Source organism: Pseudomonas koreensis, assembly GCF_012986595.1.
In the GTDB taxonomy this organism is placed as follows: domain Bacteria; phylum Pseudomonadota; class Gammaproteobacteria; order Pseudomonadales; family Pseudomonadaceae; genus Aquipseudomonas; species Aquipseudomonas koreensis.
In genome coordinates this window covers 191,621-216,195 of record NZ_JAAQYM010000007.1, presented here as the reverse complement: position 1 = coordinate 216,195, position 24,575 = coordinate 191,621, and the positions used below count along the sequence as shown (strand labels likewise).

Here is a 24,575-nt window from a genome sequence, read left to right as displayed (position 1 = left end):
ATATATGATGAGCGTCTTTGATCGCTCGCCATTGTCAGTAAAGGAACCCGAAATGCCCCCTGGAAAACGTGAACTGGCGCGAATCGAACGGCGCTTGATTGCCACGCTCACGCAGGCGTGTGAAACCGCAAAAGCAGAAATCAAAGGCTTCACCTGGCTAACCCACACCGCTGACCTGAACGCGTTGCCGGCCACCTTGAAAGTCATCTGGGTGTTCGAAACCGAAGCTGACAAAACCCTCGCCCTGACGCACGCCAAAGCACGCATCTTTGAATTGACTGCCACCGCGCTGCGAGAGGCCGACATCGACCTGCCCCCTTCAGACCGTTGGGTGCGCTTCGACTCCGAGCAAGAGTGCCTGCGCACGCAGGGTGGCAACTGGCGTGATCGACTGGCGCGGTATTACCAGCACTAACAATGCCATTTGTCGAGCTATAGGAGTACAGGAAGTTCTCGCGGATGCTTGCGCCGCCACTTCAATGTCTGGCCGCAGCGGAACAAGGCTCGAAGGCCGACGCCAAAGCGCTAGCGTCGTCCTATTCAATCAGCCAAATCTCAGGTAAACGCAGCCTCGACAAAGGCCTCCAGCGTCTTCTCTTCCAGTATCTCGATGGAAAAATGCCCGAAGCGCTTTGGCAACCAGATGATGCGTCCCCCGGACGGTGACTGCAGATTCGCGCGAGCCAATGGCTGACCGTTTTCGTCCTCAGGCTGAACACCGGCGGCGATCAATTCGTCGTAGGCTTTTTCGATATCCGGTGTCGAGTAGCAGTGACGGTAAATCATGCCCTCACCTGCAGAATCCAGAAGCTCTTTCAGGTTGCCGGCCAACGGTTGCACCAACATGAAACGCTCCTGGCCAATCAGCGCGATCGCATACCGGACATGCAGCCCGCCCCGCTCCCAGATCAGCGTTTTGGAGATCCTGGCGTTGAGGATGCGTGCGTAATAAGCACAGGCTTCTTCGAGATCAGTGACCAGTACATCGACGTGGCTGAACTTCAGATCCATGGTGTGACTCCTGTCGAAACGATGCTCATGGTAACCACGACACGGTTGTTTATGTCGTCATCGACTGAAAGTTTCCTCTGGGGCAATCCAGACATCACTGCATCGTCAACGGGCTCGCGGACACCCGGAGCCATTGCATCAGCCATCAGAGTCAAACCGTCGGGCGCGCTCGGTGTCGGGTGAACTGCTGCTCGGTGACGAGCGTGCCCCACTGGCTGCCCTGCTCTTCTTTGCTCAGCGCGAAACCGGACGCCTCATACAATCGGCGCGCAGCGTCGAGGCCCTTGAAAGTCCAGAGTTGAATCGCGTCAAAGTCCTGCTGATCACAAAACGCGACGGCCGCGTTCAGCAGTTGCCGGCCGACACCGCTCCCGCGACAGCCTTCATCAAGGATGAACCAGCGCAGATGCGCTTGCTGGTTGCCCAGGTCCTGCCCGTCGATCGCGATCGAACCGACGATGCGCTCGTTGAGCATCGCCACCCAGATCTGGTTGCACGGCTGATCAAGGCGCCCGACGAACTCTGCCACGCCACTGGCAACCCGGCTTTCGAAGACCGCGCCGAAGCCGGCATGCTGCGAGTAATAATCGGCATGCATTTGCGTCACCCGGCCAATCAGGCCCGGGCGGTAGCCGGCGCTGATGGTCAAGTTCGGCGTGAGTGCCTGTTGGGTGCCCAGGCGGATTGCCTTGAGGGCATGGGCGTAGGTGGCAAGGCCTTGCGCCACGCTCTGTTGTTGCGAGGGATTGAGCGCCTGCAGCGCCTTGCTGACTTGGTCTTGCCCAAAGGCGTGGATGGCGGCAACGGTCTGCCGGCCCTGCGACGTCAGGTGCAGGCGCTTGACCCGGGCGTCCTCGGCGGGACGTTCCGCGATCTCCCCGGCCTTGATCAGTTTGCCGACCATGCGGCTGACACTGGACTTTTCCAGCCCCAGGCTTTGCGCCAATTGCGCTGAACTCACACCGTCCCCGGCCTCGATTTCCAGCAGCGCATGCACGCCGGAGGCGGAATAGTCGGTCGCCGCCAGCGTGGCGCGCATGAAGCCCAGCTCACGCACCATGGTGCGCGACGCCGTGCGAATATCTTCGATCAAGGCTGGGGCAATCGTCATGGCCAGGCACCTCAGAAATATGGTTGCACGATACAACCATATTCCCATGCCGCTGCGCAATCCGCCGGCTACGCTGGTTAACGGCGACGCGTATCCGGTCGACAAAACCGCCAGCAGGTTTCACCATGCCCCTTTCCTTGAAATGACAGCGAGGCGTTGTAATGAGCCCATCCACCATCCGCGCGTTGATCCTTGATGACTACGCCGCCAATACCTTTCGCGAGGCACAGATCGAGCGCCCGGTGCCCAAGGCCAATGAAGTGCTGGTGCGCATCGTCGCCAGTGGCGTGAACCCCATCGACTATAAAATCCGCACCGGCAATGCACCGTACGCGATGCCGGAGTTGCCGGCGATTCTCGGAACTGACATGGCCGGGGTGATTGAAGCGGTCGGCGCCAACGTCAGCCATCTGGCGGTGGGCGACGAAGTGTTCGGCATGGTCGGCGGCGTACGTGGCCTGCCGGGCTCGTTGGCCGAATACCTGGCGGTGGATGCTGACCTGGTGGCGCTCAAGCCAAAAAATCTCAGCTTCCGCGAGGCGGCAGCGGTGCCACTGGTGTTCCTGACGGCGTGGGAGGGTCTGGTGGACCGTGCGCACGTCCAGGCAGGCCAGAAGGTGCTGGTGCACGGCGGCGCGGGCGGTGTCGGACACATGGCGGTGCAAATTGCCGCGGCCCTGGGCGCTGAAGTGTTCGCCACGGTGTCGCCGGGCAAGCGCGCGATTGTCGAAGGCTACGGCGCCACGGCGATTGACTACAAGAACGTCCCTGTCGAGCAGTACGTGAGCCAGTTCACCGACGGCAAGGGGTTCGACGTGGTCTACGACACCGTCGGCGGCAAAAGTCTGGACGACTCGTTCGCGGCGATCCGGCTCTACGGCCACGTCACCAGTTGCGCGGCGTTCGGCACCCACAACCTGGCTACCGGTTCGCTGCGCAGTGCCACGCTCTCGGGGATTTTCGTGCTGTTGCCGATGCTCACCGGCGTCGGGCGCAAGCACCACGCGCAAATCCTCGGCTACGCCACGCGATTGATCGAAGAAGGCAAGGTCAAGCCGTTGCTGCATGCCGAACGCTTCAGCCTCAGCCAGGCGCGACAAGCGCACGACGCGGTGCAACAGGGCACGGCTATTGGCAAGGTGGTGATCGACGTCGCCTGAAGCGCAAAAATCCAGGAAAAAAAAAGCCCCGCAACCGAATGAGGTGCGGGGCAAAGTATTGGTTGGTTGCGGCCAACCAAAGGAGCTCGGTTAAAACCGTGGGCAGACCCGGATCAGATGCAATCCTGGGCGGCGCGTTCAAAGCTGGAAGGCAGGAGGTTCGAGGCCAGCAAGTGGCGCTCGTAGATGAACACCTTGCCGCCGCTGCCGGCCTTGTAGGCTTCCAGCACGTTGTCGGCCGAGACCTTGCTCGGTACCACGATCCGGTAGCTGCGCTGGGTCTGCGAGACGGTCGGGTTCAGCGCACTGAGCTGCAGCTTCGGCACCACGCAATCGGCGAACTGCGCCGGGGTCTTGCGGGTCTGCAGGGTCAGCGTCGGGTCGTTCGGCGCGGAGGCGCAACCGGCGAGCAGCAACGAGGCAACGGCCATGGACGGGGCAAATGAAGTGCGCATCGGTGTAATCCTGAAAATAAAGATTCGGTTCAACTGGCAGCGGTTCGGCGTCACGGCGCCGCCGCGGCCCTTTTGGTTTTGAATGTTCAGTTAGACGCCACCAGCGCCTTGAGCGAGGCATCGAACTGCTTCAAGGCGTTGAGTTGCAGGTCCCGTTGTTTCTCGATCTGTGCGGCAATCTCGTGCGCCGCTTTGTCATGTACCCAGACCGACGGGATCTGTTTCTCGACGGCGCCTTCGGCCTTGCCGATGTACTGCAGGTCGGCGTCGTAGAAACGCGCGATGAAGTGCGCTTCGAACAGGCTGTTCTGCTGGGTCAGCAAGCGGTTGAAAGTGTCGAGTTTCACCATGATGTCCGGATGTGCCTGAATCAATGCATCGAGGTTGTCGTAAACGGTCACCGACATGAACTGACGCTGCAGCGAGCTGAGCAACCAGTCGATGGCCAGTTCCGGATCGGAGCTGCTGACAAACGCTGCACGTATCCGCGAGTCCAGCGCATCCTTGGCACCGTGCAGCGCCATGTCGTGATAACGCGTCAGGTACTGCAGGTTTTCCAGGGTGTTTTCGCTGTACAACACGCCCACGCTCTGCGAATGCTGCAAGGTCGCGACGCTGCCGGCGATCGGTTGAAGATGACACGCACAGGCGTCGTCTGCGTAAGACGGTGCCGTGGCTATCACCCCGCCCATCAGCAGGGCGATCAGCGCCAGTCGGGTCAGTGTCTTCATCGCGCATTTCCTTGAGCTACGTGTTCAATGAGGGCAATTTTCCGCCTATTGCCCGTAAAGCTGAACTTGCGTTTCGTGATGGTCCCTATTACTTCTAGCGATAGTTGCGCACGATAAAGACGGGTACACACTCATCCACAACGACTAAAACAACAGTGAGGAAGCCGATTTGAGAACCTTTGACCTGATCCGCGACGCGGTCTTGCCCGATTTTCGCGAGCGGGTGGCGGAATACCTGGTGCAATACGAAAGCGTGTTGCTGGACAAGGACATCACTGATGCGGCGCTCAAACGCGACACCGCCAACCAGTTGCGTGGTTACCTGCGCGGGCTGAACACCGCGCGGGTGCTGGGCATGGCGTATTGGGAGGAACTGGATCGACGGGTCGTCGACACCTGGCTCGCGCCACAATCGTGACGGCGGAACATCCAGCACTGATATAGCGTGCGGCGCCTGCCAAAACCGGTCTGAACGCTTACAATCGCCCGTCTAACCGACTTCAGACAGGCGCTTGAAGAAATGCCGCTCGACCCGCCAACGATGCTGACCATCTCGATCGCGCTCGCAGCCGCTGCCGCGCTGTACCTGGCGATTGAATGGCGCAGCATCCGTGAGCCTTCGCTGCTGTTCTGGAGCGCCGGTTTCGCCACCATCACCGTCGGTTCCACCCTGGCCCTGCTGCGCAGCAACGGCTTATTGCTGATTGGTATCTGGTTCGCCAACGGCTTGCTGGTGACCGCGCATTTCCTGTTTCTGCTGGGGGTGGCACGTTTCACCCAGAGCCGCCTGTCCCGCGCCTGGTACCTGATCTTCGTCACTTGGCTGGTGATGCTGTTGCTGCCGGACGGGCCGCTGTGGTCGAAGGTGATGCTGGCCGCCAACTCGCTGCTGGTGGCCGCCTCGACGCTCAAGGCCAGTCTGCTGTTGCGCCCGCATGGCAAATCGCTGAGCGTCGGCGCAGTGCAACTGCGCTATGTGCTGCTGGGCCATGGAATTTTCTATGTGGCCAAGGCCATGACCGTGCTGATCCCCGGCACACTGATCGATCTGGCGGCGTTCCGTGGCGTAATCATTCAGATCTCGCTGGTCGAGGGTGCGATGGCGATCATGTTGATCGCACTGTCGATGACCGGCACCGAACGCTACCGGCGCGAAGAACAGATCGCTCGGCTGGCAGCCCGAGACCCGTTGACCGCCCTCTACAACCGCCGCGCCCTCGAAGTGCGCGCCCCGCGTCTGCTGCAGGACGTCTCCCCGGCGCATCCCGGCGCCCTGCTGCTGATCGATATCGACAACTTCAAACTGGTCAACGACCAGCATGGCCACACCGCCGGCGACCGCCTGCTGGTGGCCTTGAGCGAGATGATCCGCGCCGAGTCGCCCGATCAGGCGCTGGCCGCTCGGCTGGGCGGGGACGAGTTCGTGATTTTGCTGAACAACGCGCCGAGTGAACGCATCGTCACCCTCGGCGATACCCTGCGCGATCAGTTTCAGCGCATCGCCATCCAGGCCTTCCCGACCTCGGAGCCGGTGACGCTGAGCATCGGCGCCAGCCTGTTCAACACACCGCCGGCCAGCCTCGCGGCGCTGATCGAACAAGGCGACGCCGCGCTCTACGAATCCAAGCGCGGCGGGCGCAACCGCCTGCGCCTGACCGAACTCACCTCTCCAGGATGACCAACCCCATGTCCTGTTTCGATACGCCCCTGCAAGACCTCGCCGCCCCCGAAGGCGTCTGCTACGGCTGCGGCGGCCGCAACCCTCAGGGGCTGCACGTCAAAAGCTTCTGGCACGAGGACGGCGAGCATGTCATCGCCGAACACCTGCCGGACGCCAAATACAGCGGCTGGCCGGATCTGGTGTACGGCGGCTTGCTGGCAATGCTGGTCGACTGCCATTCCAACTGGACGGCGATGGCTTACCACTACCGCGCCGAACAGCGTGCACCGGGAAGCCTGCCGCGCATCGATTGCGTGACCGGCAACCTCGGCATCAAGTTCATCAAACCCACCCCGATGGGCGTCACCCTGTCCTTGCGGGCCAAGGTCGAGGGCGAGGTCGGGCGCAAGACGCGGGTGATCTGCGAGGTATACGCCGGCGATGTGCTGACAGCGATTGGCGATTCGGTGTTTGTGCGGGTCGATACCGGGCAACTGGCGGACGCGGCACACGGGCGCTGAATCCCCTGTCCCTCCTGCGGCAGCTCCTACAGGGGATGGCGCTCGAGTAAATCCGGGCCTTGTCCCGAAAAACTGTATGAACGATTCGCAGCCCGCAGCAGCCATGGCAGACCGATGTCTGCGTGCCTTTGCAATCGTAAGACCCACTTACAGGTTTTTCCGCTTGTGGTGCGCCAGCCCAACCCCTTATAAGAGCGGCTTTCTCTCTCGACATAATGGGTGCACACATGAGCAATGCCTGGAACGAAGGGTATTTCACCGACGAGGGCTACACCTACTCGTACAGCCGGGAAATCAACCCGGTGTTCCAGCGCTTTTGTCTGTTGTTGCGTGGTTTTGCCACGCTGGAGAATGCCGGCGGCTATCACTGCGAACTGGGCTTCGGCCAGGGTGTGTCGATCAACATCCACGCCGCCGCCAACCCGGGAAACTTCGTCGGCACCGACTTCACGCCGTCCCAGGCCGCGCATGCGATTGCGCTGGCGAACGACTGGAACAGCCAGGCGCGGCTGTATGACGACAGCTTCGAGCAACTGCTGGCCCGTGATGATCTGCCGGCCTTCGACAGCATCAGCCTGCATGGCATCTGGACCTGGGTCAGCCGGGACAATCAGAAACTGATCATCGAATTCGCCCGCCGTCACCTCAAACCCGGCGGGATGTTGTACGTCAGCTACAACTGCTTCCCAGGTTGGTCGCCTTCGGCGCCCTTGCGCAATCTGTTCAGCCTGCACAACCGCTTTGCCAGCCAGGCCGCCACCACCCCGGCCAAACGCATCGATGCCGCGCTGCAATTTTCCGAAGCGCTGCTGGCGGCCAATCCGAAATATGCCCACGCGGCGCCGAGTCTGGGCGCCCAGTTGAACAGCATCAAGGGCCAGCATCGCCAGTACGTGGCCCATGAATACTTCAACCGCGACTGGAACTGCATGTATTTCACTGACGTGGTCGATGCCATGACCGCAGCCAAACTGGATTACGCCACCACAGCGGTGCCACTGGACACGGTCACCCCGCTCAACTTGAGTGCCGAAGGCATGGATTTTCTCGAGGGGATCGAACACCCGATCATGCGCGAGCAGGCGCGTGACTATTTCGTCAATCAAAACTTCCGCCGCGATCTGTACGTGCGCGGCACCAATCGGCTGTCTGCCGCCGAGCAGCGCGACGGCCTGCTGCGAAGCCGTTTCGCCTTGTTGCAAACCATCGAAAGCATTCCGGGCATGGTCACGGGCCCCGCTGGCGAAGCTTCGCTACAGGCAGAGATTTACGGCCCGGTGCTCGACGCGCTTGCCGCGAACGCCTATGCACCGAAAACCTTGCAGCAGTTGTCGACGGCTGTCGGCGCTGTGTCTTATGACGATCTGGTGCAGGCGGTCACCGTGCTGATCGGCATGGGCGTCGCCGCCCCGTGCCAGAGCGAAGCCGCCGAACGGCAAGTGCAAGAGCGTTGCGAAACACTCAACCTGCAACTGTGCAAACGCGCGTTGTTCAACAGCAACATTCAGGTGCTCGCCAGTCCGGTCACCGGCGGCGGTGTGCCGGTCAGCCGTTTTCAGCAGTTGTTCCTGATTGCGCTCAAGCAAGGCATGACCGACCCGCAAGACTGGGCGCAACTGGCGTGGAGCGTCATCGGCGATCAGGGCGAAGTGCTGCTCAAGGGTGACCAGCCTTTGCTTACGGCTCAAGAGAACCTTGCCGAACTGACGGAGCAAGCCCAGGCATTTGCCGGGACATCGCTGGTTATTCTGCAGGCATTGAAAATTGCCTGACGCGCAGGCAAACCGGACGACTGGTCGCCCTCCCATGCGCCCAGTCGTCCGGGCTTTACAGCCCTGAGTGCCGTCCCCGCCACGTCCAGCCCCCGCTCCCCGGCAAAAAAGCAAAATTGCCATGTGTTTCCATCGTTCCTTGTTGCGTCGCAACTGTTCATTGCCCGTTCCCGTCTGTCTGGAGTTTTCTCGATGCCCGCGCCCAAATCCCTTCCCACTGCCCTGCTGGGCCTGGCCCTCGCCTGCCCGGCCATGGCCGAGGAACCCAAAGGCATGGAGTTGGGCCAGGTACTGATTTCGGCTGAGGAACAAAGCGGCGCCGATGCCTCCGTGGCCGAGGCCGAAGCGCGCCTGGCGCAAGTGCCCGGCGGCAGCAACGTGGTCGACATGCGCCAACCATTGCAGGGTCGTATGGCGAGCAATCAGGACGTGCTGGCGTACCAGCCGGGGGTCTACGCGCAGTCGGCGGGCAACGAAGGGGTGAAGATTTCGATCCGGGGCTCGGGGATCAACCGTGCTCCGGGTGCCCACGCTTCGGGGCTGTACACGATGCTCGACGGCCTGCCGCTGACCGGCCCGGGCGGCACGCCCTACGAATTGCTCGAACCGCTGTGGCTCGACCATGTGGAGGTGCTGCGCGGCGCCAACGGCTTCGATCGCGGCGCACTGGCGCTGGGCGGCGCCGTCGATTACGTCAGCCACACCGGTTACGACGCGCCGAAATTGCAGGTGCGCTACGCCACCGGCAGCCACGGCTATCAGCAGCGGCAAGTCAGCTCCGGGCAAGTGCTGGGCGACTTCGATTACTACGTGTCGCTGACCGATTCGAACGCCGACGGCTATCAGGATCACACCGCCAGCGAGAGCAAAGGCGTGATCGCCAACTTCGGCTATCGCTTCAACCCGAACCTGGAAACCCGCTTCTATTTCCGCTACCGGCAGACCGACAACGACCTCGCCGGGCGCGTGACCAAGCACTCGATCGAGCACGACCCGCGAGCGGCGAACCCGGCCTACGTGTCGCGCGACGACAGCCGCAAGCAACCGGGCAGCACCTTCATCGGCAACAAGACCACCTACTACATCGATGATGATTCGAGCATTCAGACCGGGCTGGTCTATCACGACTACCCGATGGACCTGCGCGAAGGCTCGAACCGGCTGAAAGTGGCCTACACCGACGTCAGCGGCACCTTCGACTACAAGCGCCGCGACACCTTTCTCGGCATGGAAAGCCGCAGCACCGTGGGCCTGCGCACCACCAAACACCTGCCCAACGACGGCGCCAGCGAATTCGTGCGCATCCCCGGTGGCAACACCGCCGGTTATGTGCCGGGCACTCGCATGCGCAACTTCACTTATCAGGGTTCGGATACGGTTTTGCACGTCGGCAACGATCTGGAGATCGCCGACGACCTGTGGCTGACCACCGGCCTCGCCGCCATCTACACCCGCCGCGAAAGTGCCGTCACTTACCCGCAAAGCGGCGGCAAGACCAGCCTGAACGACTGGGATTACGCCCCGCGTCTGGGCCTGCGCTATCAGCTCACGCCGGACCTGCAACTGTTCGGCAACCTCAGCCGTTCGGTCGAGGCGCCGCACCCGTGGTCGCTGATCTACAGCTCGAACATCCGCTTCCCGGCCGGCAACGGTGCGGCGACCGGCACTCAGAGCGACCCGATCAAACTGCAAAACCAGACCGCCACCACCCTCGAACTCGGCGGGCGTGGCGACAGCGCAATCGGCCAGTGGAGTCTGGCGTGGTACTACGCGCAGGTGCGCCACGAATTGCTCTCGGTGCTGCCGGACGCCAACGCCGTCACGCCGTACGAACTCAACGCCAGCCCTACCGTGCATCAGGGTCTCGAAGCCAGCCTGCAAAGCACCCTGTGGTCAGCCGCCGACGGGCGTAAATTGAGCCTGCGCCAGGCCTACACCTTCAGCGATTTCCACTACCGCGACGACCAGCGTTTCGGCGACAACCGCCTGCCCGGCCTGCCGATGCACTATTACCAGGGCGAACTGCGCCACGACTGGCCGCAAGGCTTCTTCGCCGCCATCAACACGCAACTGGTGTCCAAGGTCGCGGTGGATTACGCCAACAGCTACTACGCCGATCCCTACGCATTGTTCGGCGCCACCGTGGGCTACAACGCGCCGAAAAACGACTGGCAAACCTGGCTCGACCTGCGCAACCTGACCAACCAGCACTACGCCGCGACGGTCACGCCGGGGTATGACGACAAGGGCCTGGACGCGGCGCGGTCTGCGCCGGGTGAAGGGCTGGGAGTTTATGTTGGGGTGTCGTGGAGTCTGCTTTGACGGCATGCGCTGACCGTCACCCACCAAAGCAAGCAACGGGTCAAAACGGCCGCGATGAAATTTCTCGAACTCGCGTCATGTCGTCGTATCCAACGTTGTAAGCCAATGGAGGTATGAAAAATGAAAAGCACCGACGACAGCAAGCCTGCAACCCCTCATAACGCGCCACCGCTCGACGCTGCGGGCAAACCGGTGGATGTGGTTCGCCGCGATCTGCAAGACAGCGACGATGACACCAGGGTCGTGGACGAGGTGATTACACCGACCTCGATCCGCACCAAGGAACAGGAGGCCGAGGAACTCAAGCGCAAGACCGATGCGATCGAACGCAAGGTCGCCGACGGCAATTGATCCGTCAACAACCGCGTAGCGCCGCTCGAATATGCTCCAAGGGTGGATTGCATATTGCCAATCATTCCATCCGCAACGGGTGCCTCTCATCCCTACCAATAACCGTGTCCGCTCAAAGGCTTGAAGGCCTTGAGCGGACGCGTTCTGCTGTCCGTCAATCTCCCGCGCACGACCGTTCGGCGCTTTATCTGGCAAGGCCGCAAAATCGGATCTAGGGTTGCGTGGCTGGCGATATGCCAGCGACCCGCGAGCGGCGGTCACGCGCTCGCCCGTGGCGGCACTGGAAAAGGAATCAGGGATGTTTCTTGTGCTTGCGGTTGTTCTGCGCGCTACCGAGCGCGCCATTGATCCCTGCGTTTCGTTGTGTTCTCTCAAGGACAGAAAGATGAACAACGTACCGGTCAATTCCCCTTGTCTGCCCCTCCGGCAGGCCACCTGCAAAGCTCCCGAAGTCCCGCCCGGCGGGTTCGGCTGAGGCCTCGCGCAGCCTTGGCGTACGTGCGCCTGCGCTGTGCACCCTGAAATCACCCTTTGATCAGATCCCGACGGATCAGGTTGCTCGCTTGCCGGTGCTCCAGCAGGCACAGGCTACCTGTCTGTCAGGTAAGACGTCCCCTGCTTGTCATGGGGCGGTTCTGCAGCACGGATGAGGAAACCCTCGTTATGACCCGTTCAACGGCCAACATCCCGCCCTACGGGGTCGCCATTCAAAGTGCGATCAAGCAAGGCGATGTGCAGCACATGAAGACGTTGTTGCAACAACGCGACACCAGCAAACCTGAAGCGCAAGACCTGAAAGACGCGTACGAAAAACTGGCCAAGGAAGTTTCCAGGCACGAAAAGTCCTGAAGCCATCAATCACATTGCAATGGAGGCAAACAACATGTCCGGTTCTACTGAAAATGTCGGCCTGTTTCCGGTGAGCTACCGCATCGGCACCGGCGCGCCCGGTGCCCAGTCGCTGGCACTGCACCTGCTGGTCTCGACACCCGATACGAAGGTCAACGGCACCGCCGCGATCACCCAGGCGACCAATCCGCCACTCGACGTGCATTCCGACGTCTGGGGCGAATACACCTACCTCACCGTGATGTCGCCAGGGGTCAGCAAAATCCTGATTACCGCCCAAGGCAATCACGGCGGCCAGGGGGCCAACTCGATCATCAACTTCGATGTGCGTCTGGTGGTGGGCACCGACTGGCGCGAAGTTGTCGCCAACTATCGCTACTTCGATGGTCAGCGCTGGCACGAGGTCAACAATGCCCCGGCGCACCTGCAGGAATCGCTGCCGTCGCCGTTCAATCCTGGCCCGGTGATCATCCCGCACCCACCGATCCTGCCGCTATACGCCGCGCCGATTCAGAGCGCGATCGCGAGCGGTGACCTGGCGCAGATGAAGAATCTGGCCGAACTCGCCCAGCAGCAACTGGACCAGAAACCCCAACTGCAAAGCGCACTGGAAGCGGCGAAAAAAGAAGTCAGCCGGCTGCAGAGCCGCTGAATTCAGCCACGTGATCCGCCATTCACTTTAGGGAGTAGCACCATGTCGATTGGACTTTTTCACACCCGTCTGAGCATCAGCAATGCACTGCCCGGGGCACCGGTCCTGACCCTTGATCTGCTTGTCGATACCGCGCACAAACGTGTCAGCGGGATTGCCAGTGTGTTCCAGGCCACCTGGCCGACGGTCAATTACCGGGCGCAGGTCTGGGGCAGTTTTTCCGAAACCAAGCTGACGGCCAACGTCGAGAACCACATCATCCTCACCCTCGACGGCGGCCCGAGCCGCCCGCCCAGCCAGATCGCCCAGACGTTCCACCTCAGAGGCATTCTGGGCAGCGACTGGGCCAGCGGTTTCGTCGATTATCGCTATGAAGAACAGGGCCAGTGGCACGAAGTGAAACACGTCGCGGTGCATCAGGCGCCCAGCGAGCAGCCACGTCCGGGGCCACATCCGCAGCCACTGTATGCCGTGGCCGTGCAGCAGGCGCAGACCAGCGGCGATCTGGCGCAACTCAAAACCGTGGTGCAACAGGCCGAGCAGCAACTGGCGCACGAGGGCGCCTTGCGCAGTGCCCTTGAGCATCTGAAAGCGGAAATCGCGCGACTGGAAGCGCGTTAACCGGCAAGCCCCGGGCGAGATCGCAACGGATCTCGCCCGAGACTTTTCAACCGCGATCAATCCATTCGTAGCGCGCACGGCACCGTGCGCAAGGATGTCCCATGTCAGACGTGCGCCCTGCCCGTTACCTCAGCGACACCGATCTCAAACGCTACGTGCCGGTGCACGTGGTCTGGGAGATCACCTTGGCCTGCGACTTGAAATGCCTGCATTGCGGCTCCCGCGCGGGGCATCGACGGCCGGACGAACTCAACACCCGCGAGTGCCTTGACGTCATCGACTCGCTGGCCGCACTCGGCACCCGCGAGATCACCCTGATCGGCGGCGAAGCCTATCTGCGCAAGGACTGGACGCAACTGATCAAGGCCATTCACGACCATGGCATGTACTGCGCGATCCAGACCGGCGGGCGCAACCTGACCCCGGCGAAGATGCAGGCGGCGGTGGATGCCGGGCTCGACGGCGTGGGCATTTCCCTGGACGGCCTCGCCCCGCTGCACGATGCGGTGCGCAACGTACCCGGCTCGTTCGACAAGGCCGTGGACACCCTGCGCCGGGCCAAGGCCTCGGGGCTGGCGGTGAGCGTCAACACCCAGATCGGTGCCGCCACATTGCCCGACTTGCCGGCGCTGATGGACACCATCATCGAACTCGGCGCCACCCACTGGCAGATCCAGATCACCGTTGCCATGGGCAACGCGGTGGATCACCCGGAGTTGCTGCTGCAACCCTATCAACTGCTGGAAGTGATGCCGTTGCTGGCGCGGCTGTACCGCGAAGGCGTCGACCGCGGCCTGCTGATGAACGTCGGCAACAACATCGGTTATTACGGCCCGTATGAACACTTGTGGCGCGGCTTCGGTGACGAACGTGTGCACTGGACCGGTTGCGCCGCCGGCCAGACCGTCCTCGCGCTGGAAGCCGACGGCACCGTCAAGGGCTGCCCGTCACTGGCGACCGTCGGCTTCTCCGGGGGCAACGTGCGCAACATGAGCCTGCACGACATCTGGCACTACAGCGAAGGCATGCATTTCGGCCGCTTGCGCTCGGTGGATGACATGTGGGGTTACTGCCGTGGCTGTTATTACAACGATGTCTGTCGCGGCGGTTGCACCTGGACTTCGCATTCGCTGCTCGGCAAACCCGGCAACAACCCCTACTGCCATTACCGCACGCTGGAGCTGCAGAAGCGCGGGCTGCGCGAGCGCATCGTCAAGGTCGAGGACGCGGCGCAGAAGTCGTTTGCAGTCGGCCGTTTCGACTTGATCACCGAACGCATCGACAACGGCGAGAAGGTCAGCAGCGTCAGTGACAGCGGTCAGGTGATCAAACTGGCGTGGATCAATCAGGGCCAGCAGTCTCCGGAGCAAGGCCGGATCGCCCCGCAACTGAGCCTGTGCCGCAGCTGCTTGCAGTACATCTATCCGCACGAGGTGATCTGTCCACATTGCGCCGCCGATGTTGCCACCGCCGAAGCCGAGCACCAGGCCAATCGCGCGCGGCAGCAGGCGATCATGAACACGCTGACCGGGCTGCTGGGTATCGCGCCGAGTCGCTTGAGCTGAGCGCAGACGCAGCGCTGGTCATCCTTGCAGGCAATATTTTCCCTCTCTGTCCCGGGTTTTCACGCCCGGGACAACCCTTCCCTAGCCCTGTAAGCCCCGGTTTTACTGGGCTTCACCCTTCTGCTTCAGCAATTTGTATTCACATCCCAGCTTAATAATATTTTACCGATACCCCCCTCCTGCCTAGTCTGACCGCAAGCAAAACGGACAAGCCTGAAGCGATCCGAATCCACTTGCCTTGCCAGGAAGGATGTAGAAATGACCACTGAAATAATAAAAACAGACACGCTTGTAGTGGGCGCCGGACAGGCGGGTGTGGCGATGAGCGAGCACCTGAGCAAACTTGGTGTGCCGCACCTGGTGCTGGAACGCAGCCGCATTGCCGAACGCTGGCGCACCGGACGCTGGGACTCGTTGGTCGCCAACGGTCCGGCGTGGCACGACCGCTTTCCGGGGCTGGAATTCGATGATGTCGATCCCGACGGGTTCGCCCCTAAAGAGCGCGTAGCGGACTACTTCGAAGCCTATGCGAAGAAATTCAACGCGCCGATCCGCACCGGCGTCGAAGTCAAAAGCGTGGTGCGCAATGTCGGTCGTCCGGGCTTCACCGTCGAGACCTCCGAGGGGGTAATCGAGGCCAGCCGCGTGGTCGCGGCGACCGGCCCGTTCCAGCGCCCGGTGATCCCGCCGATCGCCCCGCAAGACCCGCGCCTGCTGCAGATCCACTCCGCTGACTATCGCAACCCGCAGCAATTGCCTGCAGGCGCGGTGCTGGTGGTGGGTGCCGGTTCGTCCGGCGTGCAGATCGCCGATGAACTGCAGCGTTCCGGCAAGCCGGTCTACCTCTCGGTGGGCGCCCACGACCGTCCGCCACGTGCCTATCGCAACCGCGATTTCTGCTGGTGGCTGGGGGTGCTCGGCGAGTGGGATCAGGCGGCAATGAAACCCGGCCGCGAGCACGTGACCATCGCGGTCAGCGGCGCGCATGGCGGGCGCACCATCGACTTCCGTGGCCTGGCCCATCGTGGCATGACCCTGGTCGGCGTCACCGAGTCGTTCAATCACGGCGTGGTGACCTTCAAGCAGGACCTGGTCGACAACCTCAAACGTGGCGATGACAACTATCTCGCCCTGCTGGATGCCGCCGACGCCTACATCGAGCGCAACGGTCTCGACCTGCCGCTAGAACCTGAAGCGCGCGAGACGTATCCGGACCCGGAGTGCGTGAAACATCCGCTGGTCGACCTGGATCTGGCCGAAGCCTGTATCACCTCGATCATCTGGGCCACCGGGTTTGCCGTGGATTATTCCTGGCTGCAAGTCGCGGCCTTTGATGACAAGGGCAAACCGCAGCACCAGCGCGGCGTGTCCAGTGAGCCGGGGGTGTATTTCCTCGGGCTGCCATGGCAGTCACGGCGCGGCTCGTCGTTCATCTGGGGCGTGTGGCACGACGCTAAACACGTGGCCGACCACATCGCCACCCAGCGCAAATACCTCGACTACCAGGATGCCGAGCAGCGTGAAGCGGCCCTGCATTGCACCGCCAACATGAAAGCCGCCGACACCGTCGACGCCTGATTTCCCTCTTTCGCGGCGGTGTTCAGCGCACCGTCGCCGCCACTGTCTGGAGCTGTACATGAGCAAGCCAACCCACACCCGCATCCGTATGTTCAACACCAAGGACACCTACCCTAACCAGACCCTGGACAACGACCTGTGCCAGGCCGTGCGCGCCGGCAATACCGTGTATGTCCGTGGTCAGGTCGGCACCGATTTCGACGGCAATCTGGTGGGCCTCGGCGATCCGCGTGCCCAGGCCGAACAGGCCATGCGCAACGTCAAGCAACTGCTTGAAGAAGCCGGCAGCGACATGAGCCACATCGTCAAGACCACCACCTACCTGATCGACCCGCGCTACCGCGAGCCGGTGTATCAGGAAGTCGGCAAATGGCTCAAAGGCGTGTTCCCGATCTCCACCGGGCTGGTGGTGTCGGCGCTGGGGCAACCGCAGTGGCTGATGGAGATTGATGTGGTGGCGGTGATTCCCGAATAAGTCGGCAGACCGAGTCGCGGCCTGCTCGCGAAGAGGCCGGCCCAGACACACAAGGAGTTAGACCATGACCTTTTCAATCGCAGCCCGTTGCGCCGAAACCGGCCAGTTCGGGGTCGCCATCAGTTCCTCCAGCATCGCCGTCGGCGCGCGCTGTCCGTGGCTGCTGCCGGGCGTCGGCGCGGTATCGAGCCAGAACATCACCCTGCCGTCCCTCGGCCCCGAAGTCCTCGCGCTGATCGAGCAAGGCCTGGCGCCCGACGCGGCGCTGGACAAAGTCCTGACCCGCAACGGCTACAGCCAGTACCGGCAGATCACTGCAATCAACCACCTCGGCCAGACCGCGCATTTCAGCGGCGCCCAGACCCTCGGCGTGCACAACGCAGTCTGCGGCGAACAATGCGTGGCCGCCGGCAACATGCTCGCCGGACGTGCGGTGATCGAGGCGATGGTCCGTGCTTTTGAAGACGGCGAAGGCCAACTGGCCGACCGCTTGCTCAAGGCTCTGCACGCCGCGCAAGCCCTCGGCGGCGAAGCCGGACCGGTGCATTCAGCGGCCGTGGTGGTGGTTGGCGAACAGACCTGGCCTATCGTCAATTTGCGCGTCGACTGGGCCGACGAAGACCCGATCGGTCAGTTGCAAAAGCTCTGGGACGCCTATCAACCGCAGTTGCAGGACTACATCGACCGCGCGCTCGACCCGGCCAAGGCGCCGGGCTATGGCGTTGCCGGTGATGATCGATGAACAGCGTCGCGTTGCTCAAGACGCTGGTGGGGTTCGACACCACCAGCCGCGAATCCAACTTGCAGTTGATCGAGTTCGTACGCGACTACCTCGCCGGTTTCGACGTGCCGTGCGAGTTGATCTACAACGCCGAGCGCAGCAAGGCCAACCTGTTCGCCACCATTGGCCCGGCCGATCAACCGGGCATCGTGCTCTCGGGCCACACCGATGTGGTGCCGGTCGACGGTCAACCGTGGACCGTTGCGCCGTTCGAACTCAGCGAGCACGACGGCAAGCTGTTCGGACGCGGCACGGCGGACATGAAGGGCTACATCGCCTGCGTGCTGGCGCTGGTGCCGGCACTGGTGGCGACTGAACTGCGCAGGCCGGTGCACATCGCCCTGTCCTACGACGAAGAAGTCGGCTGTCTCGGTGTGCGCTCGTTGCTCGCCGAGCTGCAACAGCGCCCGGTCAAACCGCTGCTGTGCATCATCGGTGAACCCACCGAACTGAAACCGGTGCTCGGCCATAAAGGCAAACTGGCGATGCGCTGCGACGTGCACGGTCATCCGTGTCATTCGGCGTACGCGCCGCTGGGGGTCAACGCCATCGAGTACGCCGCCGAACTGATCGGCGAGCTGGGGCGCATCGGCCGGCAACTGCAAGCGCCCGAGCATCACGACAGTCGTTTCGACCCACCCTACAGCACGGTGCAGACCGGGGTGATCAGCGGCGGCAAGGCGCTGAACATCGTTCCTGCCGATTGCCGCTTCGACTTCGAGATCCGCGCCCTGCCCTCGCAGGATCCGGCGCAGGTCGCGCAGCAGTTGCAGGCCTACGCCGAGCAACAAATACTGCCGCGCATGCGGGCGGTGAGTGCGCACAGCGCGATTCGCTTCAGTGAATTGTCGGCCTATCCTGGCCTGGCCACCGATGCACGGAGTGAGGCAGCGCGGCTGATTGCCGCGTTCTGCGGTTCAGGGGAATTCGGCACGGTGGCGTTCGGCACCGAGGGTGGACTGTTCGATGCGGCGGGTATTCCCACCGTGGTCTGCGGCCCCGGCAGCATGGACCAGGGGCACAAGCCCGATGAGTTTGTCAGTCGTGCGCAACTGGATGCCTGCGACGCGATGCTGCAACGGATGCTGACCTCGATTCGCGCTTGATCCGTTCGGCCTGACTGCCGGCCTTCAGGCGTGCAGTCGGGCCAGCTCTTCTCGGCAGTGATCGACGAACAACTGCACCGGTTTGGTCAGTTGTACCCGGCGCAGCCACGCAGCCGACAAGCCTGAACCGGTGACGTCTTCGGCCAGTGGCACGCACACCACTTTCTGCCCGTCGTAGGTGTATTCGCCAAACGGTCGGGTCACCAGAATCGAAAAGCCGAAACCGCGCCCGACCATGCCGCGCACCATCTCGATCGACGGCGAGCTGAAGACGATGTGCGGCGTCAGTCCGCGCTCCTCGAAGATGCTCACGAAGTAGGTGCGGCTGGGCACCACGTCGAGCAGGATCATCGGTTCCAGCACCAGATCGTGCAGCGAGACTTTTGCCTGTTGTGCAAAGCGGTGATCGGCTGGCAGCAAGGCGTAAGGCTGTTGCGGCGGCATCAGCGGCGTGGTTTCGATAGTGGTGTCGAGCTCATGTTCGAACAGCATCGCCACATCGATGCTGCCGGCGGTCAGCGCCTGCACCAGTTCCTGTTGTTCGCCATCGCGAATGCGGATTTCCACCCCCGGCCAACGTTCCTTGAATCCGGCGATCAGGCGCGGCAGATACAACGGTGCCACCGTTTCGAAACAGCCGATATCGATCTGCCCCGAGACCACGTCGTTGTCAGCCAGCGCGTTCTGCTCGAACTCATGCGCCACCCGCAGCAACTCCAGCGCCTTGCGATAGAACCGCGAACCGCTGGGCGTCAGCGATACGCCCTGGGCGTGATGGCGGATAAACAGCTGCACGCCGAAGCTTTCCTCCAGATGCTTGATCGCGGTCGACACCGACGGCTGGGCGATATAGAGCTTGCGCGAGGCTTCGGCGACGCTGCCGCAATCGGCGGTGGTGACGAAGTATTTGAGCTGGCGCAGGTTGTAGGCGGCCATATAAAACCTCTGCAAATGAGACAACGCTTTTGTGGCGAGGGGATTCATCCCCGATGGGGTGCGCAGCAGCCCCTGTTTTTAAAGTCAACAGAGGGGCCGCTTCGCAGCCCATCGGGGATGAATCCCCTCACCACAGGACTGTGTAAATCCAGAAAAGAGTGAAGCCTGAACATACCGGAGCTACGCGTCACCCGGGGCATATATTTTTTAAGGTCTGAAGCAACAAACTTACTAATTTATCTATCCCGGGCCTTTGCACATGATCGCTTCAACAAGAAATGCGCCGTCCGTGTCGGCGCTTACCGAAGTACGTCCACGTACTCATCCTTGCCTTGGAGTTCGTCATGTCCACCTCTGCAACAACATCCGCCCCGCTCATTGAAAAACACACGATAGGCTATGTGCCCCCCGAAGATCGCCACGGAAAGGTCAGGGATCTGTTCACGCTGTGGTTCGGCGGCAATATCGCGCCATTGCCGATCGTGACCGGCGCGCTGGGCGTGCAGTTGTTCCACCTGAACCTGGTGTGGGGCATCGTCGCCATTCTGGTCGGTCACCTGGTCGGCGGCGTGCTGATGGCGCTGCACTCGGCGCAAGGCCCGCAGATGGGCATTCCGCAGATGATCCAGAGTCGTGCGCAGTTCGGCTCGCTCGGCGCCCTGCTGGTGGTGCTGATTGCCGGCGTCATGTACATCGGCTTTTTCGCTTCCAACATCGTCCTTGCCGGCAAGTCGCTGCATGGCGTGGTCGACAGCGTGCCGGTGCCGGTCGGTATCGTGATCGGCGCCCTCGGTTCGGGGATCATCGGCATCATCGGCTACCGCTTCATCCACGTGCTCAACCGCATGGGCACCTGGGTGCTGGGGATCGGCATCGCCGTCGGTTTCGGCTACATCTTCACCCATATTCAAACCGATGACTTCCTCACCCGCGGCAGCTTCAACCTGTCCGGCTGGCTCGCCACCGTGTCGCTGGCCGCGCTGTGGCAGATCGCGTTTGCCCCTTACGTGTCCGACTATTCGCGTTACTTGCCGGCGGACGTCAAAGTTTCGTCGACGTTCTGGACGACATACCTGGGCTCGGCACTGGGCTCGAGTCTGGCGTTCATCTTCGGTGCCGTCGCCGTGCTGGCGACACCGGTGGGCATGGACACCATGGACGCGGTCAAACTCGCCACCGGCTCCATCGGCCCGCTGATGCTGGTGCTGTTCCTGCTCAGCGTGATCAGCCACAACGCCCTTAACCTGTACGGCGCGGTGTTGTCGCTGATCACCCTGGTGCAGACCTTCGCCTACCGCTGGATCCCCACCGCCAAAAGCCGCGCAGTGATCTCGATCATCGTTCTGCTGGCCTGCTGCTTCGCCGCAGTCGGCGCATCGAAGGACTTCATCGGCCACTTCGTCGACATGGTGCTGGTGCTGCTGGTGGTATTGGTGCCGTGGACGGCGATCAACCTGATCGACTTCTACGCCATCCACAAGGGCAAGTACGACATTCAGTCGATCTTCCAGGTCGACGGCGGTATCTACGGACGCTACAACCCGCAGGCGCTACTGGCTTACGCCATCGGCATCGCCGTGCAGATCCCGTTCATGAACACCCCGCTGTACGTCGGCCCGGTGTCGGCGCACATCAACGGCGCGGACCTGTCGTGGCTGGTGGGCCTGCTGGTGACCTCGCCGCTGTACTTCTGGCTGGCCAGTCGAGACAGCGCCTATCGGCGGCGGATGATGGGCGGGAAACTGGTGGGCAGTCTGTGACTGCGCCCGGATGACAAACGAAGGCCCGCCATGCGCGGGCCTTCTGCGTTGCAGTGTGGTATTTCTTGAGGCCCGACAGACATCCACGAGACAGGGAATCCCATGCTGCGAATTCTGGGCAAGGCGTCATCGATCAATGTGCGCAAGGTGCTGTGGACCTGCGCCGAACTGCAGATCCCGTTCGAACGCGAGGATTGGGGCTCGGGCTTCACCCCCACCGACACACCGCAGTTCCTCGCCCTTAACCCGTGCGCGATGGTGCCGGTGATTCAAGACGGCGATTTCACCTTGTGGGAATCAAACACGATCATTCGTTATCTGGCGGCCAAATATGGCGGCGCAGGCCTCTACCCTTCCGAGCCGCAAGCCAGGGCGCGAGTCGACCAGTGGATCGACTGGCAGGCGTCGGAGCTGAACCGCTCATGGTCGTATGCGTTCATGTCGCTGGTGCGTCAGTCAGCGGATCATCAGGACCGTGCCGCGTTGGCCAACGGTGTCGAGCAATGGTCGAAGACCATGGGCATCCTTGATCAGCAGCTGCAGAAGACTGGCGCCTACGTCAGCGGCGCGGCGTTTTCGCTGGCAGACATTCCCATCGGGCTGTCGGTCAATCGCTGGTTCGAAACGCCGCTTGCGCATCCGCACTATCCGGCCGTCGGGGCGTATTACGAGCGTCTGAGTCAGCGCGCAGGCTTTCGTCTTCACGGCAGAAACGGTACGCCGTGAAGCATAAGTGTGCTGCGGCATAAGGGAGGCCGTCGACGCGGCTACTCTTCTGCGCGCACCACGCCGCGCTCTTCCAGCAAGCGCACGAACATGCTCAGACTGCGCGACACCGTGCCCCGGCGCCACACCAGCCACGTCGTCAAATAACGAAAATCCGCCGCCAGTGGCCAGACGCTGACCGTCGCGCTGCCGGGCATGCTCTGCAGCATCTTGCGCGGCATCAGCGCCAGCCCGGCTCCGGCGCTGACGCAGGCGAGCATGCCGTGATACGACTCCATCTCGAAGATCTTGCCGGGCACGGCGGCGTCGGTGCTGAACCATTTTTCGAAATGGTGCCGGTAGGAGCAATTGGAGCGGAATGCATAAATATTCTCGCCGTTGACGTCCGCCGCGCGCTGCACCGGGGCGTGATTGAGCGGCGCGATGACGACCATTTCTTCCTCGAACGCCGGCACGCCTTCGAGGGCCGGGTGCAGCACCGGGCCGTCGACGAACGCCGCTGCCAATCGCCCAGACAGCACGCCGTCGATCATTGTCCCGGACGGGCCGGTCGACAGGTCCAGATCGACTTTGGGATGCGCCTGGTTGTACGCCGCCAGCAACTCGGGAATACGCACCGCCGCCGTGCTTTCCAGCGACCCCAGAGGGAACGCGCCCTGCGGTTCTTCACCCGCGACGGTGGCGCGAGCTTCCTGCACCAGATCGAGAATGCGCCGCGTGTACTCGAGAAAGCTCCAGCCGGCCGGCGACAGACGCAGACGGCTTTTCTCGCGGATGAACAGGTCGACGCCCAGATCCTGCTCAAGTTGTTTGATCCGCGTGGTCAGGTTCGACGGCACGCGATGGATCTGCGCCGCGGCGGCACTGATGCTGCCGTGCTCGGCAACGGCCTTGAAGATTTCCAGCTGCACCAGATCCACAGTCATTCTCCAATCGTGAAAGAAACGATCTTTATTATTCAGTTTCCAGAAAACAAACGCCACCCTACTCTAGGCCCATCCACTGAACTCGCAGGAGCCCGCCATGAGCCCGATTTCCAGCCAGACCCACGCCATCTCGATCAACCCCGCCACCGGCGAGCAGATCGGCCACTACGCGTTTGAATCCGCCGAGGCCCTCGACGCTGCGCTGACCCGCGCCGCATTCGGTTTCTCGAAGTGGAAACGCAAGCCGCTGCAAGACCGCTCCCGCGCCCTGACCGCACTGGCCGGTGCCCTGCGTGACAGCGCTGAAACCATGGCGACCATGATCACCCTGGAAATGGGCAAGCCGATCGCCCAGGCCCGTGGCGAAATCGAAAAATGCGCCAAGCTCTGCGAGTGGTACGCCGAAAACGGACCGGCCATGCTCGACGCCGAGCCGACCCAGGTTGAAGGCGGCAAAGCGCGGATCGAGTACCGTCCGCTCGGCCCGATCCTCGCGGTGATGCCGTGGAACTTCCCGATCTGGCAAGTGCTGCGCGGCGCGGTACCGGCGCTGATCGCCGGCAACACCTACGTGCTCAAGCATGCGCCGAACGTGATGGGCAGCGCCTACCTGCTGCGCGACGCGTTCAAAAATGCCGGTTTCGCCGACGGCGTGTTTGAAGTGATCAACGTCACCCCAGAAGGCGTATCCACTGCGATTGCAGACCCGCGCATCGCCGCCGTCACCCTGACCGGCAGCGTACGCGCCGGCATGGCCATCGGTGCCCAGGCCGGTGCCGCACTGAAAAAATGCGTGCTGGAACTGGGCGGCTCTGATCCGTTCATCGTGCTCAACGACGCCGATCTCGACGAAGCCGTGCAGGCTGCCGTGATTGGCCGTTACCAGAACTCCGGCCAGGTGTGCGCCGCGGCCAAGCGCCTGATCATCGAAGAAGGCGTGGTCGAGGAATTCACCCGTAAATTCGTCGAAGCCACGCGCAAGCTGAAGGTCGGCGATCCGTTGTCCGACGACACCTACATCGGCCCGATGGCACGTTTCGACCTGCGGGACGAACTCGACCAGCAAGTGCGCGCCACCCTCGAAGAAGGCGCCACGCTGCTGCTCGGCGGCGGCAAGGCCGAAGGTGCGGGCAACTACTATGAGCCGACTGTGCTGGCCGACGTCACCGACCGCATGACCTCGTTCAAACAGGAATTGTTCGGCCCGGTGGCGTCGATCATCACCGCCCGCGATTGCGCCCACGCCGTGGCCCTGGCCAACGACAGCGATTTCGGCCTGACCGCGACGATCTACACCGCCAACGTGCAACTGGCCCAGCAACTGACCAGCGAACTGGAAACCGGCGGCGTGTTCATCAACGGTTACTCCGCCAGCGACCCGCGCGTGACCTTCGGCGGCGTGAAGAAAAGCGGTTTCGGCCGCGAACTGTCGCACTTCGGCGTGCGCGAGTTCTGCAACGCGCAGACGGTGTGGCTGGATCGCAAATAACCTGAGACATCACCGTC

At 62.3% G+C, this 24,575-nt stretch carries 25 protein-coding genes; 19 read left to right on the top strand and 6 right to left on the bottom strand.

The window, feature by feature from the left end:
• Positions 1-52 precede the first annotated feature (52 nt).
• Complete coding sequence (locus tag HBN98_RS22135) at positions 53-415, top strand: hypothetical protein (RefSeq protein ID WP_083368830.1); 363 nt, start codon at positions 53-55, stop codon at positions 413-415.
• Between the two features lie 140 nt (positions 416-555).
• On the opposite strand, the gene HBN98_RS22130 is transcribed toward HBN98_RS22135, so the two are convergent.
• Both HBN98_RS22130 and HBN98_RS22125 read right to left on the bottom strand, forming a co-directional pair.
• Complete coding sequence (locus HBN98_RS22130) at positions 556-1,011, bottom strand: VOC family protein (RefSeq protein WP_083368829.1); 456 nt, start codon at positions 1,009-1,011, stop codon at positions 556-558.
• A gap of 151 nt (positions 1,012-1,162) precedes the next feature.
• On the bottom strand, positions 1,163-2,122 hold the full coding sequence (locus HBN98_RS22125) for a bifunctional helix-turn-helix transcriptional regulator/GNAT family N-acetyltransferase (RefSeq protein ID WP_083368828.1): 960 nt from the start codon (positions 2,120-2,122) through the stop codon (positions 1,163-1,165).
• A gap of 161 nt (positions 2,123-2,283) precedes the next feature.
• Here HBN98_RS22125 and HBN98_RS22120 point away from each other — a divergent pair, with 161 nt between their 5' ends.
• On the top strand, positions 2,284-3,282 hold the full coding sequence (locus HBN98_RS22120) for a zinc-dependent alcohol dehydrogenase family protein (protein WP_083368827.1): 999 nt from the start codon (positions 2,284-2,286) through the stop codon (positions 3,280-3,282).
• Positions 3,283-3,395: 113 nt separating this feature from the next.
• Here the strand turns inward: HBN98_RS22120 and HBN98_RS22115 are convergent, their stop codons facing one another.
• Together HBN98_RS22115 and HBN98_RS22110 are read right to left on the bottom strand one after the other, a co-directional pair.
• The gene (locus tag HBN98_RS22115) at positions 3,396-3,737 is read right to left on the bottom strand and encodes a hypothetical protein (RefSeq protein WP_083368826.1); all 342 of its coding nucleotides are present in this window, start codon (positions 3,735-3,737) and stop codon (positions 3,396-3,398) included.
• A gap of 86 nt (positions 3,738-3,823) precedes the next feature.
• Entirely contained in the window at positions 3,824-4,468 is a 645-nt protein-coding gene (locus HBN98_RS22110) for a class II glutamine amidotransferase domain-containing protein (protein WP_083368825.1), read from the bottom strand.
• Positions 4,469-4,637: 169 nt separating this feature from the next.
• Between HBN98_RS22110 and HBN98_RS22105 the strand changes: the two genes are divergently transcribed.
• From HBN98_RS22105 to argE, 14 genes are all read left to right on the top strand, one after another.
• On the top strand, positions 4,638-4,886 hold the full coding sequence (locus HBN98_RS22105; protein WP_083368824.1) for a hypothetical protein: 249 nt from the start codon (positions 4,638-4,640) through the stop codon (positions 4,884-4,886).
• 102 nt (positions 4,887-4,988) lie between these two features.
• Positions 4,989-6,146 carry a GGDEF domain-containing protein gene (locus HBN98_RS22100; RefSeq protein ID WP_083368823.1) on the top strand — a complete coding sequence of 386 codons (1,158 nt, stop codon included), beginning with the start codon at positions 4,989-4,991 and terminating at the stop codon, positions 6,144-6,146.
• Between the two features lie 8 nt (positions 6,147-6,154).
• Positions 6,155-6,649: a PaaI family thioesterase gene (locus tag HBN98_RS22095; RefSeq protein WP_083368822.1), complete on the top strand. Its 495-nt coding sequence runs from the start codon at positions 6,155-6,157 to the stop codon at positions 6,647-6,649.
• Between the two features lie 227 nt (positions 6,650-6,876).
• Complete coding sequence (locus HBN98_RS22090; protein ID WP_083368821.1) at positions 6,877-8,421, top strand: methyltransferase regulatory domain-containing protein; 1,545 nt, start codon at positions 6,877-6,879, stop codon at positions 8,419-8,421.
• 192 nt (positions 8,422-8,613) lie between these two features.
• On the top strand, positions 8,614-10,743 hold the full coding sequence (locus HBN98_RS22085) for a TonB-dependent receptor family protein (protein ID WP_083368820.1): 2,130 nt from the start codon (positions 8,614-8,616) through the stop codon (positions 10,741-10,743).
• Positions 10,744-10,863: 120 nt separating this feature from the next.
• The gene (locus HBN98_RS22080; protein WP_083368819.1) at positions 10,864-11,094 is read left to right on the top strand and encodes a hypothetical protein; all 231 of its coding nucleotides are present in this window, start codon (positions 10,864-10,866) and stop codon (positions 11,092-11,094) included.
• Between the two features lie 663 nt (positions 11,095-11,757).
• Positions 11,758-11,943, top strand: coding sequence for a DUF1843 domain-containing protein (locus HBN98_RS22075; RefSeq protein ID WP_083368818.1), 186 nt, complete (start codon positions 11,758-11,760; stop codon positions 11,941-11,943).
• A gap of 34 nt (positions 11,944-11,977) precedes the next feature.
• Positions 11,978-12,595, top strand: coding sequence for a DUF1842 domain-containing protein (locus tag HBN98_RS22070; protein WP_083368817.1), 618 nt, complete (start codon positions 11,978-11,980; stop codon positions 12,593-12,595).
• Positions 12,596-12,637: 42 nt separating this feature from the next.
• On the top strand, positions 12,638-13,216 hold the full coding sequence (locus tag HBN98_RS22065; protein WP_064587936.1) for a DUF1842 domain-containing protein: 579 nt from the start codon (positions 12,638-12,640) through the stop codon (positions 13,214-13,216).
• A 101-nt stretch (positions 13,217-13,317) separates the two neighbouring features.
• A complete protein-coding gene (locus tag HBN98_RS22060; RefSeq protein WP_083368816.1) occupies positions 13,318-14,781 on the top strand; it encodes a GDL motif peptide-associated radical SAM/SPASM maturase in 1,464 nt (487 codons plus the stop codon).
• Between the two features lie 258 nt (positions 14,782-15,039).
• A complete protein-coding gene (locus HBN98_RS22055; protein ID WP_083368815.1) occupies positions 15,040-16,359 on the top strand; it encodes a flavin-containing monooxygenase in 1,320 nt (439 codons plus the stop codon).
• Positions 16,360-16,417: 58 nt separating this feature from the next.
• Complete coding sequence (locus HBN98_RS22050) at positions 16,418-16,834, top strand: RidA family protein (protein ID WP_003225869.1); 417 nt, start codon at positions 16,418-16,420, stop codon at positions 16,832-16,834.
• A 64-nt stretch (positions 16,835-16,898) separates the two neighbouring features.
• Positions 16,899-17,576 (top strand): DUF1028 domain-containing protein, encoded by a 678-nt coding sequence (locus HBN98_RS22045; RefSeq protein WP_083368814.1) that lies wholly within the window; start codon positions 16,899-16,901, stop codon positions 17,574-17,576.
• Positions 17,573-18,721, top strand: coding sequence for an acetylornithine deacetylase (gene argE, locus HBN98_RS22040; protein WP_083368813.1), 1,149 nt, complete (start codon positions 17,573-17,575; stop codon positions 18,719-18,721). Before HBN98_RS22045 ends, argE begins: the two co-directional genes overlap by 4 nt.
• A 24-nt stretch (positions 18,722-18,745) precedes the next feature.
• On the opposite strand, the gene HBN98_RS22035 is transcribed toward argE, so the two are convergent.
• A complete protein-coding gene (locus HBN98_RS22035; RefSeq protein WP_083368812.1) occupies positions 18,746-19,657 on the bottom strand; it encodes a LysR family transcriptional regulator in 912 nt (303 codons plus the stop codon).
• Positions 19,658-20,001: 344 nt separating this feature from the next.
• Between HBN98_RS22035 and HBN98_RS22030 the strand changes: the two genes are divergently transcribed.
• Both HBN98_RS22030 and HBN98_RS22025 read left to right on the top strand, forming a co-directional pair.
• Entirely contained in the window at positions 20,002-21,417 is a 1,416-nt protein-coding gene (locus HBN98_RS22030; protein ID WP_083368811.1) for a purine-cytosine permease family protein, read from the top strand.
• Positions 21,418-21,519: 102 nt separating this feature from the next.
• Positions 21,520-22,143, top strand: a complete 624-nt coding sequence (locus HBN98_RS22025) for a glutathione S-transferase family protein (protein WP_083368810.1) — start codon at positions 21,520-21,522, stop codon at positions 22,141-22,143.
• A 41-nt stretch (positions 22,144-22,184) separates the two neighbouring features.
• Here the strand turns inward: HBN98_RS22025 and ptrR are convergent, their stop codons facing one another.
• On the bottom strand, positions 22,185-23,063 hold the full coding sequence (gene ptrR / locus HBN98_RS22020; protein WP_064590014.1) for a putrescine utilization regulator PtrR: 879 nt from the start codon (positions 23,061-23,063) through the stop codon (positions 22,185-22,187).
• A 103-nt stretch (positions 23,064-23,166) separates the two neighbouring features.
• Here ptrR and HBN98_RS22015 point away from each other — a divergent pair, with 103 nt between their 5' ends.
• Positions 23,167-24,558, top strand: coding sequence for an aldehyde dehydrogenase family protein (locus HBN98_RS22015; protein ID WP_083368809.1), 1,392 nt, complete (start codon positions 23,167-23,169; stop codon positions 24,556-24,558).
• The last annotated feature ends 17 nt before the right edge of the window (positions 24,559-24,575 follow it).